Below are 14,298 nucleotides of genomic sequence, written 5' to 3'. Positions count from 1 at the left end.
CTCTTTGGGCACGGTTCGCCGTGCCCTTTTTATTTAAGTTGGCTGATATGCAGGATAATCAAACGCAATCCGACACCACCTTCACGCTCAATCATCTCTCCTTTCGCGTACCCGGACGCACGTTGCTGCATCCGCTCTCTCTGACGTTCCCGGCCGGTAAAGTGACGGGCCTGATTGGTCACAACGGTTCCGGTAAATCCACGCTCCTTAAGATGCTGGGACGCCATCAGCCGCCGTCCGAAGGGGATATCCTGCTGGACGGACAGCAACTGGAGAGCTGGAGCAGCAAAGCCTTTGCGCGCAAAGTGGCCTATCTGCCGCAACAGTTGCCGCAGGCGGAAGGGATGACGGTGCGTGAGCTGGTGGCGATTGGGCGTTATCCGTGGCACGGGGCGCTTGGGCGCTTCGGCGTGGCTGACCGGGAGAAAGTGGAAGAGGCGATTGCGCTGGTTGGGCTAAAACCGCTGGCGCACCGTCTGGTGGATAGCCTGTCTGGCGGTGAGCGTCAGCGGGCGTGGATTGCAATGCTGGTGGCTCAGGACAGCCGTTGCCTGCTACTGGATGAGCCTACCTCTGCGCTTGATATTGCCCATCAGGTCGACGTGCTGGCGCTGGTACACCGGTTAAGCCAGCAGCGTGGCCTGACGGTGATTGCGGTCCTGCACGATATCAACATGGCGGCTCGCTACTGCGATTATCTTGTCGCGCTACGCGGCGGCGAAATGATTGCGCAGGGAACACCGTCAGAGTTGATGCGCAGCAAAACGCTGGAACACATTTACGGTATTCCAATGGGTATCTTGCCTCACCCGGCTGGGGCTGCACCGGTGAGCTTCGTGTACTGATGCTGGACAACACATTTATCAGCCGTCGTCGCCTGTTGACGGCAATGGCGCTCTCACCCCTGCTGTTTAACATGACGACGGCGCGTGCTGCCGCAGTCGATCCTCACCGCATTGTGGCGCTGGAGTGGCTGCCGGTAGAGCTGATGATGGCGCTGGGTGTCACGCCCTATGGCGTGGCGGACATCCCTAACTATAACCTCTGGGTGAACGAGCCGAAGCTGCCGGACTCGGTGATTGACATCGGCCTGCGTACGGAGCCAAACCTCGAACTGCTTACCCAAATGAAACCGTCATTCCTGTTCTGGTCTGCGGGCTATGGCCCGTCAGAAGAGACCATGGCACGTATTGCGCCAGGGCGCGGTTTTTCCTTTAGCGACGGTAAAAAACCGCTGACCGTGGCGAAAAACTCGATCAACGAGATGGCGCATTTCCTCAACCGTGAAACGGAAGCCAAAAAGCATCTCGATGAATTCGATGCCCTGATTGACGCCCTGAAGCCGCGCTTTGCCGGGCGGGGCGATCGCCCGCTGCTGATGGTGACGCTGCTGGATGCCCGCCATATGCTGGTATTCGGTAAAAACTGTCTGTTCCAGGAGGTGCTGGACAGCTTTGGCATTCGCAATGCGTGGGAAGGGGAGATGACCTTCTGGGGCAGTACCGCCGTCGGTATCGATCGTCTGGCGGCGTTTCGTGATGTGGATGTGCTGTGCTTCGACCACGGCAACGAGCGCGAAATGCAAACGCTGATGGCGACGCCGCTCTGGCAGGCGATGCCGTTTGTGCGCGAGAAGCGCTTCCAGCGTGCGCCCGCTGTGTGGTTCTACGGCGCGACGCTATCGGCCATGCATTTTGCCCGCGTACTGGATAACGCGCTTGGAGGTAAAGCATGAGTACCCGTATCGCGCGTTTCCCGGTTCTACTGCTGTCCGTGCTTTTTCTGGCTGCACTGTCATTCACCGGGTTCAATCTCTCGACGGCGTTACCGCGTGCGCAGTGGGGAGCCGCGCTGGTCTCGCCGGATATCGACAATATTCAGCAGATGCTGTTCCACTACAGCCTGCTGCCGCGTCTGGCGATCTCCCTTTTGGTCGGGGCCGGTTTAGGCCTGGTAGGCGTCTTATTCCAGCAGGTATTACGTAACCCGCTGGCGGAGCCAACCACGTTGGGCGTCGCTACCGGGGCACAGCTTGGGATCACGATCACCACGCTGTGGGCATTGCCCGGCGCGTTAACCTCGCAGTTTGCGGCCCTCGCGGGGGCGTGTGTCGTAGGGGCGCTGGTCTTTGGTGTGGCCTGGGGAAAACGCCTTTCTCCGGTAACGCTGATTCTGGCCGGGCTGGTTGTCAGCCTCTATTGCGGTGCGATTAACCAGCTGCTGGTGCTGTTCCATCACGATCAGCTGCAAAGTATGTTCCTGTGGAGCACCGGCACGCTCACCCAGACCGACTGGAGCATCGTGCAGCGTCTGTGGCCGCAGCTGGCGGGCGGGGTCGTGCTGACGCTGCTGCTCCTGCGTCCGCTGACGCTCATGGGGCTGGATGATGGCGTGGCGCGCAACCTGGGGCTGGCACTGTCGCTGGCACGCCTGGCGGCGCTCACGCTGGCGATTGTGCTGAGCGCTCTGCTGGTTAACGCGGTGGGCATTATCGGCTTTATCGGTCTCTTTGCGCCGCTGCTGGCAAAAATGCTCGGGGCGCGTCGGCTGCTGGCGCGTCTGCTGCTCGCACCGTTGATCGGGGCGCTGATCCTCTGGCTTTCCGATCAGATCATTCTCTGGCTGGCCCGCGTCTGGATGGAAGTGTCTACCGGGTCAGCAACGGCGCTTATCGGTGCGCCGCTGCTGCTGTGGTTGCTCCCGCGTTTGCGCAGCATCAGCGCGCCTGCGATGGACACGGGCGATAAGGTCTACGCGGAACGTCAGTCGGTACTGTGGTTTAGCCTTGCCGGTCTGGGAGTCTTGCTTCTCGCCTCGTTTGCCGCACTCGCGTTTGGGCGCGATGCCGCAGGCTGGCACTGGGCGACGGGTGATTTACTCAACGAATTACTGCAATGGCGCTGGCCGCGGATCCTCTCCGCGCTTATTGCCGGTGTGATGCTGGCGGTTGCGGGCTGTATTATTCAGCGTCTGACCGGTAACCCGATGGCGAGCCCGGAAGTGCTGGGGATCAGCTCCGGTGCCGCCTTTGGCGTGGTGCTGATGCTGTTCCTGGTGCCAGGGAACGCGTTTGGCTGGTTGATGCCTGCCGGGAGTATCGGTGCGGCGGTGACGCTGATGATTATTCTGATTGCCTCTGGCCGCGGCGGATTTTCCCCGCACCGGATGTTGCTGGCCGGGATGGCGCTCAGCACGGCCTTTACGATGCTGTTGATGATGCTGCAGGCGAGTGGCGATCCGCGAATGGCGAAGATCCTGACCTGGATTTCTGGCTCAACCTACAACGCTACCGCCAGCCAGGTTGTGCATTCCGGGATCGTAATGATTGTGCTGCTGGCGATTGTGCCGCTGTGTCGTCGCTGGATGACCATTCTGCCGCTCGGCGGCGAAACGGCGCGGGCTGTGGGCATTGCGCTGACGCCTACGCGTGTCGCACTTCTCCTGCTGGCAGCGTGCCTCACGGCAACGGCAACCATGACTATTGGCCCGCTGAGCTTCGTCGGGTTGATGGCACCGCATATCGCCAGAATGATGGGGTTCCGCCGGACAATGCCGCACATTGTGATGTCAGCCCTGACGGGCGGAGTCATTCTGGTATTTGCGGACTGGTGTGGAAGGATGGTGCTGTTCCCTTACCAAATCCCGGCGGGACTGCTGTCGACCTTTATAGGCGCGCCGTATTTTATTTATCTGTTGAGAAAGCAGAGTCGGTAATAAAAGTAAAACGGCAATCCTTAGATTTCCGTTTTAGGGTTTGTTCCCTCTCCCTGTGGGAGAGGGTTGGGGTGAGGGCATCACCCCGCACGGACCTTAAAGCTTCGCAAACACCTTACGCGCCGCGTCGATGGTGTTATTGATATCTTCTTCGCTGTGCGCCACGGACATAAAGCCCGCTTCAAACGCCGACGGCGCCAGGTACACACCTTCTTCCAGCATCAGGTGGAAGAAGCGCTTGAAGCGTTCAACATCGCACTTCACGACGTCCTGATAGCTGGTCACGGTTGGCGCATCGGTGAAGAAAATCCCGAACATGCCGCCGACGTGATTGACCACCAGTGGGATACCCGCCTCTTCCGCGGCTTCCAGCAGACCGTTAGCCAGTTGAGTCGTCAGGTCGGTCAGGGTTTCGTGAATGCCTGGTTGCGCCACTTCGGTCAGGCAGGCGAAGCCTGCGGCCATCGCAATCGGGTTGCCGGAAAGGGTACCTGCCTGGTAGACCGGGCCCGTTGGCGCCAGCGCTTCCATCACATCCTTACGGCCGCCGAATGCGCCAACAGGCATTCCGCCGCCGATGATTTTGCCGAGGCAGGTCAGGTCCGGCTCAACGCCATAATAAGACTGGGCACCCGCCAGCGCTACGCGGAAGCCGGTCATCACTTCGTCGATGATCAGCAGGGCACCAAACTCATCGCACAGGGCGCGCAGGCCCGGCAGGAAGTCCGGCTGCGGTGGAATGCAGTTCATGTTGCCCGCTACCGGTTCAACGATGATGCAGGCGATCTCCTGCGGATACTGCTCGAACGCCGCGCGAACGGTGTTCAGATCGTTATAGGTACAGGTCAGGGTATGCTTAGCGAAATCCGCCGGCACGCCAGGCGAGTTTGGCTGGCCGAGGGTCAGCGCGCCGGAGCCTGCTTTCACCAGTAAACAGTCTGCGTGGCCGTGGTAGCAGCCTTCGAATTTAATGATTTTATCGCGACCGGTAAAACCGCGCGCCAGGCGGATCGCGCTCATGGTCGCTTCGGTACCGGAGTTCACCATACGTACCATGTCCATGGTCGGCACCAGTTCGGTCACCAGCTCCGCCATCTTCACTTCCATTTCGGTTGGCGCACCGAAGCTCAGGCCACGCTGAGCGGCTTCAATGACCGCGTTACGAATGGCTGGGTGGTTGTGCCCGAGCACCATCGGTCCCCAGGAACCGACATAATCGATATAGGCTTTGCCATCGACATCATACAGATACGCGCCGTCAGCACGTTCAATAAACAGCGGCGTACCGCCCACGCCGGTAAAGGCGCGAACAGGCGAGTTCACACCACCTGGAATAAGCTCCCGGGCTGCACTGTAGAGGTTTTCAGACTTGCTCATGGCGTCGTTCCTGGTTCGTATAAAATGATTAAGCACACTATTCTAAGTGATTCGCAGTAGGTTATGAAATTTTTAGCCAGATAATGCTTTAAGATTTGTTAAGTATTTTTAAGGGGACGGAGGGAAGGTCTCTGGTAAAATCTCCTCGGCTTTTTGTATGACGAATAAGAACAGGACATGAAATCAGATTCTCCGTCTTTTGAAGAACAACAGTTTACGCGCGCTCAGCACCGGATCAGTATTCGGCGGCTGCTCAATCGCGATAAAACGCCGCTGGCGATCCTGCTGGCTGCAGCCGTGGTGGGGACTCTCGCCGGTCTGGTTGGCGTGGCGTTTGAAAAAGCGGTCAATGCCGTACTCAACTGGCGAGTGGGCACCGTCGCGGGTTTTGCCGATAGCCGGTGGCTGGTCTGGGTCGGGGCATTTGGACTGTCGGCGCTGTTTGCCATGGTGGGGTATTTTCTGGTGCGTAAATTCGCCCAGGAGGCCGGCGGGTCTGGCATCCCGGAAATTGAAGGTGCACTGGAAGAGTTGCGCCCGGTGCGCTGGTGGCGCGTGATCCCGGTTAAATTCATCGGCGGTATGGGGACGCTGGGCGCGGGGATGGTGCTGGGCCGGGAAGGGCCAACGGTACAACTGGGGGGCAACGTCGGACGCATGGTGGGCGATCTGTTCCGGATGCGAAGCGCCGAAGCGCGCCATACGCTGCTCGCCACCGGTGCGGCGGCGGGTCTTTCAGCGGCGTTTAACGCACCGCTGGCGGGCATATTGTTCATCATCGAAGAGATGCGCGCGCAGTTCCGCTACAACCTGATCTCCATTAAAGCCGTGTTTACCGGCGTTATTATGTCGAGCATTGTTTTCCGCCTCTTCAATGGCGAAGGGGCGGTAATTGAGGTGGGTAAACTGACCAACGCGCCGGTCAACACCCTGTGGCTTTACCTGATCCTCGGCATGATTTTTGGCGTGGTGGGGCCGCTGTTTAACACCTGCATCTTACGTGCTCAGGATATGTTCCAGCGTATTCATGGCGGCAATACGACGAAATGGGTGCTGATGGGCGGCCTGCTGGGCGGGATGTGCGGCGTGCTCGGCTTTGTTGAGCCGAATGCCGCAGGCGGCGGCTTCGGGCTGATCCCCATCGCCGCAGCGGGAAATTTCAGCGTCGGTCTGCTGCTGTTTATGTTTATCTCCCGGGTTATCACAACGGTTCTGTGCTTCTCCTCCGGTGCACCCGGCGGGATTTTCGCCCCGATGCTGGCGCTTGGTACGCTGCTGGGCACCGCGTTTGGTATGGCAGCTAAAGTGGGCTTCCCGGCGTATCACCTTGATGCTGGCACCTTCGCGGTGGCCGGTATGGGGGCACTGCTGGCAGCGTCTCTGCGTGCACCGTTGACCGGTATCGTGCTGGTGCTGGAGATGACAGATAATTACCAGCTCATTTTGCCAATGATCATTACCTGTCTCGGGGCGACACTATTAGCCCAATTCCTGGGCGGGAAACCGCTATACTCCACCATCCTCGCGCGTACCCTGGCAAAGCAAGAGGCGGAGCGGGCCGCCGCGCAGAATACTTGAATGAATTACCAGGGTATTAGATAATGACGAAAAGAATTGGGTGAATTTTACCCAATAGCAGTATTCATGGGAGCATAAGATGAGTGATGACGTAGCTGTGCCGCTGGAATTTACCGAAGCAGCAGCCAACAAAGTGAAAACCCTGATTGCCGACGAAGACAATCCGGATCTGAAACTGCGTGTCTATATTACCGGTGGCGGCTGCAGCGGCTTCCAGTACGGTTTTACCTTTGACGATCAGGTGAACGATGGTGATATGACCATCGAGAAGCAGGGCGTTGCGCTGGTGGTTGACCCGATGAGCCTGCAGTATCTGGTCGGCGGTTCAGTGGATTACACCGAAGGTCTGGAAGGGTCACGCTTTGTGGTGACTAACCCGAACGCAACCAGCACCTGCGGGTGTGGTTCTTCGTTCAGTATTTAAGCCTGAATGCGGATTTGTAGGCCCGGTAAGCGAAGCGCCACCGGGCTTATAAACCACGCCTATCTTGAATTTTCATCCAGCGCAAACGTCGGCAGCTTCAGGTGCCAGCGTATTGCCGCCAGACGAATCACCAGCGTCACGACCATCCCCAGCATCGCAGCATTTTCCAGCGGCACCGCAAAGGTGTAATACGCCGTGGCGTGCACAATCCCGCCAATAATACAGGCAGTAGCATAGATCTCGGTACGCAGGATCATCGGTACTTCACGCGCCAGAATGTCGCGAATAATGCCGCCGCCCACGCCGGTTAATACGCCCATGCAGATCGCGACCATCGGGCCGGTTCCGGCATTGAAGGCTTTATTGACGCCAATACCGACAAACACGGCCAGACCCACGGCATCCAGCACCGGGAGTATCCATTTCGGTAATCTGCGGGGCTGGCGAACCAGCACAATGGTTAACAGACAGGTCACCATGGCTACCACCAGATCGGTCGGATCTTTCACCCAAAACACCGGGCCATTCGCCAGCGCCATATCACGGATAGTCCCGCCGCCAACGGCAGTGACTACGCCAAGCACCAGCACGCCAAACGGATCCATGCGTAGTTTTCCGGCGAGCAGAACGCCGGAGATAGCAAAAACGGCTGTGCCAAGAATATCCAGCCAATAAACGAGCATCGTTAAATCCTCGAAAAGGTCTTCTGTTAGTGACTCTCTGCCAGTGCGGCACAGAGCTGTTTTGCGGCGAGGATAATACGCGGGCTGGCGCGTTCAAACCAGTCACTGTTGAGTGGGATCACCGGAATTTTTAGCTGGCTTTGCCAGAATTGTTTAATTTTAGGAATCTCGCTCGCATTTCCGACCACGACGATGGCCTGCGGCTGGCGCGCCAGAACCTGCTCACGGCTAACCTGCGGCCACGGTACCCGGCTGGCAGCAAAAATATTTTCACCGCCACACACTTCCAGGACCTGGTTCTGAATTGACCCTTTACCTGTGGTAAACAGCGGCTGACTGCCAAACTGCAGGAAGATGCGCTTTTTAACGGACGTATCGTATTGAGCTTTCAGCGCAGCATAGTCATTGAGCATCTGGCTCGCCGCATGCCTGGCTTTTTCAGGCGCAGGGCTATAAGGGGCAAGGGCGCGCAGTGCCTGAGCGACTTGCTCAATACTTACGGCGTCAACCCACATGACCTTGATGCCAAGCGAGGTAAGCTGATTGACCTGCCGTTCGGCGTTACCGCCACGCCAGGCCAGCACGAGATCGGGTTTCAGCGCCACGATGCGCTCAAGGTTCATCCCTTGCCAGGTCGCAACGTGTTCAATGTTGGCCGCCTGGGGGGGGTAATCCGAAAAGCTACTCACGCCAACGGGGGTGATGCCAGCGGCAAAGGCCAGCTCGGTGTTAGCGGGAGAGAGCGTAATTACGCGAGGCGCGGCACAGAGCCACGCTGAAGCAAGCAGAAGCAGGGCGGCGAGCGCCCTGAGGGATGGTTTAGCCACGTGCCAGGTTCTGCACCAGGCGTTCCACCATCACGGTGGACTGTTTTGCCGCAACGGTCAGGAACTCGTCGAAGCTGATGTGAGACTGCTGGTCTGCGACGTCAGAGATGGCGCGAACCACCACGAACGGTACGCTGAAGTTGTGGCAAACGTGCGCAATCGCGGTCGCTTCCATCTCAACGGCAACCGCCTGCGGGAAGTTATGACGTATTTTTGCCAGACCGACGGAGCCATTGATGAACGCATCACCGCTGACAATCAGGCCGCGTACCGCGTTAAGATTGAGCTCAGCAATGCAGGTTTCAGCCGCCGCAATCAGTTTGTCGTCAGCTTTAAACCCTGCCGGGCAGCCCGGGAGTTGACCGTATTCGTAGCCAAACGCGGTGACGTCGGCATCGTGATAACGCGCTTCGTCGGAGACAACGATATCGCCCACTTTCAGCGTCGGCGCCAGGCCGCCAGCCGAACCGGTGTTCACGATCACGTCCGGCTTGCAGCGCTCAAGCAGCAGGGTCGCACCCAGCGCAGCAGCCACTTTACCGATGCCTGATTTCAGCAGAGCCACGTCAACACCGTTAAGCTGACCGGTGTAGATCTCACACCCCCCCAGAGAGAGGGTCTGACGGTTCTCAATTTTGTCACGCAGGAGCGTAACTTCTTCTTCCATTGCACCAATAATGCCGATTTTCATAGATTTACTCGCGATGTGCCTTGTTAAGATGCATAGTCTATCATGCGGTTAAGGGGAAACGCATTCTCACGCGGGGGAGCACATGTCACCAATCGATTTTCGTACCAAAATTAACTGGCACCGACGTTTCCGCTCGCCACAGGGCGAGAAGAGCGAACATGAGATCCTGCGTATCTTCGAAAGCGATCGAGGAAGGATTATTAACTCGCCCGCCATCCGGCGTTTGCAGCAAAAAACGCAGGTGTTTCCGCTGGAGCGTAATGCCGCTGTACGCACGCGCTTAACCCACTCAATGGAAGTGCAGCAGGTCGGGCGGTATATTGCCAAAGAGATTTTAAGCCGTCTCAAAGAGCTACGTTTACTGGAAACCTATGGTCTGGACGAGCTGACGGGGCCCTTCGAGAGCATCGTTGAGATGGCCTGCCTGATGCATGACATCGGCAATCCGCCTTTTGGTCACTTTGGCGAGGCGGCAATTAATGACTGGTTTAAACAACGCCTTCATCCGTCGGATGCGGCAAGCCAGCCGCTCAGCGATGACCGCTGCATCGTGCGGGATTTACGTCTGCGTGAAGGTGAAGAACGGCTTAACGATCTGCGTCGCAAAGTGCGTCAGGATCTCTGTCACTTCGAGGGCAATGCCCAGGGTATCCGACTGGTACATTCCCTGATGCGCATGAACCTGACCTGGGCGCAGGTCGGCTGTATCCTGAAATATACGCGTCCCGCGTGGTGGACGGGAGAGACGCCCGCATCCCACAGCTATTTAATGAAGAAACCGGGCTACTACCTTTCCGAAGAGGCCTATATTGAACGGCTGCGTAAAGAACTTTCATTGACGCCAAACGGTCGCTTTCCATTAACCTGGATTATGGAAGCCGCGGATGATATTTCCTATTGCGTCGCTGACCTGGAAGACGCCGTTGAGAAAAGAATATTCAGCGTCGAGGAGCTTTACCAGCACCTTTATGCCGCCTGGGGAAACCACGAAAAAGGTTCACTGTTTGCTCAGGTTGTCGAAAATGCCTGGGAAAAGTCGCGCTCAAATACATTAAGCCGCAGCACGGAAGACCAGTTCTTTATGTATTTGCGCGTCAATACATTAAATAAACTGGTGCCCTACGCAGCCTCGCGCTTTATCGATAATCTGCCGCAGATTTTCAGCGGGGAATTCAATCACGCGCTGCTGGAAGATGACAGCAGTTTTAGTCAACTCCTTGAGCTCTATAAACATGTGGCGATGCGGCATGTGTTCAGCCATCCGGATGTTGAGCAGCTCGAACTGCAGGGCTACCGGGTAATCAGTGGGTTACTGGAAATTTATTCTCCGTTGCTTCAGCTGTCCGTCGACGAATTCAGTGAGCTGGTGGAAAAAGAACGCGTGCGACGAATTCCTATCGAATCCCGGCTTTATCAAAAACTTTCAACCCGTCATCGGCTGGCCTATGTCGAAGCGATAAGTAAGCTGGATCGTCACGCTACGCAGTGGCCGGTAATGGAATATTATTATCGCTGCCGTCTTATCCAGGACTATATCAGCGGCATGACGGATTTGTATGCCTGGGATGAATACCGCAAGCTAATGGCCGTGGAATAAACGCTGAGTTTTGTAAAGACGGCCAATAAATTTTTACCTTTTCCATAAACTTATGGCCGGAACTAAGCGGTATAAAATGAATCTGAGTTACACAGCAATTTTGCGTTACCTGTAAATCGAGATTGAGAAACATGAAAAAAACCACATTAGCAATGAGTGCACTGGCTCTGAGTTTAGGTTTAGCGCTGTCTCCTCTGACTGCTACCGCAGCCGAGACCGCGTCATCGGCAGCAACCGCGCAGCAGATGCCAAGCCTGGCACCGATGCTCGAAAAAGTGATGCCATCGGTGGTGAGTATTAACGTTGAGGGGAGTACGACCGTCAATACGCCGCGTATGCCGCGTAACTTCCAGCAGTTCTTTGGTGACAACTCACCGTTCTGCCAGGACGGTTCGCCATTCCAGAGTTCCCCGTTCTGTCAGGGCGGTGGTGCAGGGGATGACAGCCAGGGCGGCGGCCAGCAACAGAAATTCATGGCGCTTGGCTCGGGGGTCATTATCGATGCAGCGAAAGGCTACGTCGTGACCAACAACCACGTGGTTGATAACGCGAACAGCATTAAGGTTCAGCTGAGCGATGGCCGTAAGTTCGACGCAAAAGTGGTCGGCAAAGACCCGCGTTCCGATATTGCGCTGATCCAGATTCAGGATCCGAAAAACCTGACGGCGATTAAAATTGCCGACTCTGATGCGCTGCGCGTAGGTGACTACACAGTGGCTATCGGTAACCCGTTCGGTCTGGGCGAAACCGTGACCTCAGGTATCGTCTCTGCGCTGGGCCGTAGCGGCCTGAACGCAGAGAACTATGAAAACTTTATTCAGACGGATGCGGCCATCAACCGCGGTAACTCCGGCGGTGCGCTGGTGAACCTGAACGGCGAGCTGATCGGTATTAACACCGCGATCCTGGCGCCGGACGGCGGCAACATCGGGATCGGCTTTGCTATCCCGAGCAACATGGTGAAAAACCTGACCGCGCAGATGGTGCAGTACGGCCAGGTGAAACGCGGCGAGCTGGGCATTTTGGGCACCGAGCTGAACTCTGAGCTGGCAAAAGCGATGAAAGTGGATGCCCAGCGCGGCGCGTTCGTCAGCCAGGTGATGCCGAACTCCTCTGCGGCGAAAGCAGGGATTAAAGCGGGTGACGTGATCACCTCCCTGAACGGTAAACCGATCAGCAGCTTTGCAGCCCTGCGTGCGGAAGTCGGCTCTATGCCGATTGGCAGCAAAGTGACCCTCGGTCTGCTGCGTGACGGTAAGCCGGTCAACGTGAGCCTGGAGCTGCAGCAGAGCAGCCAGAATCAGGTTGATTCCAGCACCATCTTCAGCGGTATTGAAGGCGCTGAGATGAGCAATAAGGGCGCAGACAAAGGTGTGGTAGTGAATAACGTGAAGGCGAATTCACCTGCTGCCCGTATCGGCCTGAAAAAAGGGGATGTGATCATGGGCGCTAACCAGCAGCCGGTGAAAAACATCGCTGAACTGCGCAAAATTCTCGACAGCAAACCGTCCGTGCTGGCGTTGAATATTCAGCGTGGTGATACCTCTATCTACCTGCTGATGCAGTAATCCTCTTAAGCCCCTGTACGCAGGGGCTTTCTTGTTTCTGTGACTTTTCCCACAACTCCATACTTCTTCCGCTCTCTTTGTGCATTCGCACAATGCAGCCGTCAATGAACTTCCCTATGCTTGAGCTCTGCTCAGAGGAGGGTGACATGGCTGGCTGGCATCTTGATACCAAAATGGCGCAGGATATTGTGGCGCGCACGATGCGCATCATTGATACCAACATCAATGTAATGGATGCCCGTGGGCGCATTATTGGTAGTGGCGATCGTGAGCGCATTGGTGAATTGCACGAAGGCGCGCTTTTGGTGCTCTCTCAGGGGCGTGTGGTTGATATCGACGATGCGGTTGCGAAACACCTGCACGGCGTGCGTCAGGGCATCAATTTACCGCTGCGCCTTGAAGGCGAGATTGTGGGGGTTATCGGCCTGACCGGCGAGCCGGAGTCCCTGCGTAAATATGGCGAGCTGGTCTGTATGACGGCGGAAATGATGCTGGAGCAGTCGCGCCTGATGCATCTGCTCGCCCAGGACAGCCGCCTGCGCGAAGAGCTGGTGATGAACCTTATTCAGGCGGAAGAGCTTACGCCTGCACTCAGCGAATGGGCGCAGCGCCTGGGGATCGACCTCAATCAGCCGCGCGTGGTGGCGGTGATCGAGGTCGATAGCGGTCAGCTTGGCGTAGACAGCGCGATGGCCGAACTGCAGCAGCTGCAAAATGCGCTGACGACACCGGAACGCGATAACCTGGTGGCGATAGTCTCGCTGACGGAAATGGTGGTGCTCAAACCCGCGCTCAATCCGTTTGGCCGCTGGGATGCCGAAGATCATCGCCGTCGCGTGGAACTGCTGATTTCCCGGATGCAGGAGAACGGTCAACTGCGTTTTCGCGTTGCGCTCGGCAATTACTTTTCCGGGCCGGGCAGTATTGCCCGCTCCTGGCGCACCGCACGCACCACCATGATGGTGGGTAAGCAGCGGATGCCGGAGAGCCGCAGTTATTTCTATCAGGACCTGATGCTGCCGGTGCTGCTCGACAGCCTGCGTGGCGGCTGGCAGGCCAACGAGCTGGCGCGGCCCTTAGCGCGCCTGAAAGCGATGGACAACAACGGCCTGCTGCGCCGGACGCTGCAGGCGTGGTTCCGCCATAACGTGCAGCCGCTGGCGACGTCGAAGGCGTTGTTTATTCATCGCAATACGCTGGAGTACCGGCTTAACCGGATTTCGGAGCTAACGGGGCTGGATCTGGGGAATTTTGACGACAGGCTGCTGCTGTATGTGGCGTTGCAGCTGGATGAGCAGAGATGACTGAGTGCGGGCTGGTGCCCTCACCCCATCCCTCTCCCACGGGGAGAGGGCGCAAACATTAAAAACGGCAATCAGGGACTGCCGTTTTGCTTTTATTTCCGAGTTAACTTCTCAAGATCCGCTTCAATCTCGCTGATCTTATTGGTAACAACGCTTTCAAGGTGACGCAGATCGTCAAGGATCTTACGCTTGAGATCGACTTCAGTGCGGTCGCGCTGACAAATCTGATCGAGTTCATCGATCACATAGCGCAGGTTAGGGCTGATTTCCTGAACTTCTTTGTACCCCTGGCCTACGCCGTCCGCGACGACGGTCTTACGCTGGCGTGGATATTTAAACTTCACGCTTTTGGCGAAAAACTCGCCTTTATCCTTGTGAAAATAAATTTTTAAGATGTCGTTGTTGGCTTCCTGGCGGAGGCTGTAACGATCAATTTCATCAGGATTGGTAATGCCCAGACTTTTCAGATTATCGTACATAGCGGTACCCTTATCTCAACATAACCTTTGAATAATTAATGAAAAAATTCCTTTTT

The 14,298-nt window shown here is 56.8% G+C and carries 13 protein-coding genes; 8 read left to right on the top strand and 5 right to left on the bottom strand.

The features are described from left to right. The first annotated feature begins 47 nt into the window (after positions 1-47). The 3 genes from fhuC to fhuB are packed head-to-tail and all read left to right on the top strand — an operon-like array spanning position 48 to position 3,714. Positions 48-845 carry a Fe3+-hydroxamate ABC transporter ATP-binding protein FhuC gene (gene fhuC / locus ACOTY9_RS14790; protein ID WP_348565760.1) on the top strand — a complete coding sequence of 266 codons (798 nt, stop codon included), beginning with the start codon at positions 48-50 and terminating at the stop codon, positions 843-845. Next, entirely contained in the window at positions 845-1,735 is an 891-nt protein-coding gene (gene fhuD, locus ACOTY9_RS14785; RefSeq protein WP_014882614.1) for a Fe(3+)-hydroxamate ABC transporter substrate-binding protein FhuD, read from the top strand. The genes fhuC and fhuD overlap by 1 nt, the downstream gene beginning before the upstream one ends. Beyond that, a complete protein-coding gene (gene fhuB / locus ACOTY9_RS14780) occupies positions 1,732-3,714 on the top strand; it encodes a Fe(3+)-hydroxamate ABC transporter permease FhuB (protein ID WP_348565759.1) in 1,983 nt (660 codons plus the stop codon). Before fhuD ends, fhuB begins: the two co-directional genes overlap by 4 nt. A gap of 96 nt (positions 3,715-3,810) precedes the next feature. Here fhuB and hemL read toward each other — a convergent pair whose 3' ends face one another. Beyond that, entirely contained in the window at positions 3,811-5,091 is a 1,281-nt protein-coding gene (gene hemL, locus ACOTY9_RS14775; RefSeq protein WP_050861694.1) for a glutamate-1-semialdehyde 2,1-aminomutase, read from the bottom strand. Positions 5,092-5,268: 177 nt separating this feature from the next. Here hemL and clcA point away from each other — a divergent pair, with 177 nt between their 5' ends. After that, positions 5,269-6,669 (top strand): H(+)/Cl(-) exchange transporter ClcA, encoded by a 1,401-nt coding sequence (gene clcA, locus ACOTY9_RS14770; RefSeq protein ID WP_348565758.1) that lies wholly within the window; start codon positions 5,269-5,271, stop codon positions 6,667-6,669. A 79-nt stretch (positions 6,670-6,748) separates the two neighbouring features. Next, complete coding sequence (erpA, locus tag ACOTY9_RS14765; RefSeq protein ID WP_008501923.1) at positions 6,749-7,093, top strand: iron-sulfur cluster insertion protein ErpA; 345 nt, start codon at positions 6,749-6,751, stop codon at positions 7,091-7,093. Positions 7,094-7,152: 59 nt separating this feature from the next. Here erpA and ACOTY9_RS14760 read toward each other — a convergent pair whose 3' ends face one another. Genes ACOTY9_RS14760 through mtnN form a run of 3 tightly spaced genes read right to left on the bottom strand, consistent with a single transcriptional unit; the run spans position 7,153 to position 9,294 of the window. After that, positions 7,153-7,776, bottom strand: a complete 624-nt coding sequence (locus tag ACOTY9_RS14760) for a TRIC cation channel family protein (protein ID WP_014882618.1) — start codon at positions 7,774-7,776, stop codon at positions 7,153-7,155. A 26-nt stretch (positions 7,777-7,802) separates the two neighbouring features. Further along, positions 7,803-8,603 carry a vitamin B12 ABC transporter substrate-binding protein BtuF gene (gene btuF / locus ACOTY9_RS14755; protein ID WP_032637474.1) on the bottom strand — a complete coding sequence of 267 codons (801 nt, stop codon included), beginning with the start codon at positions 8,601-8,603 and terminating at the stop codon, positions 7,803-7,805. Beyond that, a complete protein-coding gene (mtnN, locus tag ACOTY9_RS14750) occupies positions 8,596-9,294 on the bottom strand; it encodes a 5'-methylthioadenosine/S-adenosylhomocysteine nucleosidase (protein WP_014882620.1) in 699 nt (232 codons plus the stop codon). The genes btuF and mtnN overlap by 8 nt, the downstream gene beginning before the upstream one ends. 82 nt (positions 9,295-9,376) lie before the next feature. Between mtnN and dgt the strand changes: the two genes are divergently transcribed. The 3 genes from dgt (at position 9,377) to cdaR (ending at position 13,763) form a co-directional block, all read left to right on the top strand. Further along, on the top strand, positions 9,377-10,891 hold the full coding sequence (gene dgt / locus ACOTY9_RS14745) for a dGTPase (RefSeq protein ID WP_348565757.1): 1,515 nt from the start codon (positions 9,377-9,379) through the stop codon (positions 10,889-10,891). A gap of 131 nt (positions 10,892-11,022) precedes the next feature. Beyond that, positions 11,023-12,459, top strand: a complete 1,437-nt coding sequence (gene degP, locus ACOTY9_RS14740) for a serine endoprotease DegP (RefSeq protein ID WP_014882622.1) — start codon at positions 11,023-11,025, stop codon at positions 12,457-12,459. Between the two features lie 146 nt (positions 12,460-12,605). Further along, positions 12,606-13,763 (top strand): DNA-binding transcriptional regulator CdaR, encoded by a 1,158-nt coding sequence (gene cdaR / locus ACOTY9_RS14735; RefSeq protein ID WP_014882623.1) that lies wholly within the window; start codon positions 12,606-12,608, stop codon positions 13,761-13,763. 92 nt (positions 13,764-13,855) lie between these two features. Here the strand turns inward: cdaR and ACOTY9_RS14730 are convergent, their stop codons facing one another. Continuing rightward, positions 13,856-14,242, bottom strand: a complete 387-nt coding sequence (locus ACOTY9_RS14730; protein ID WP_014168696.1) for a DUF3461 family protein — start codon at positions 14,240-14,242, stop codon at positions 13,856-13,858. Positions 14,243-14,298 lie beyond the last annotated feature (56 nt).

It is taken from the genome of Enterobacter cloacae complex sp. SHL012, from assembly GCF_049237505.1.
GTDB lineage: Bacteria > Pseudomonadota > Gammaproteobacteria > Enterobacterales > Enterobacteriaceae > Enterobacter > Enterobacter kobei.
This window is presented reverse-complemented; position numbering and strand designations above follow the sequence as displayed.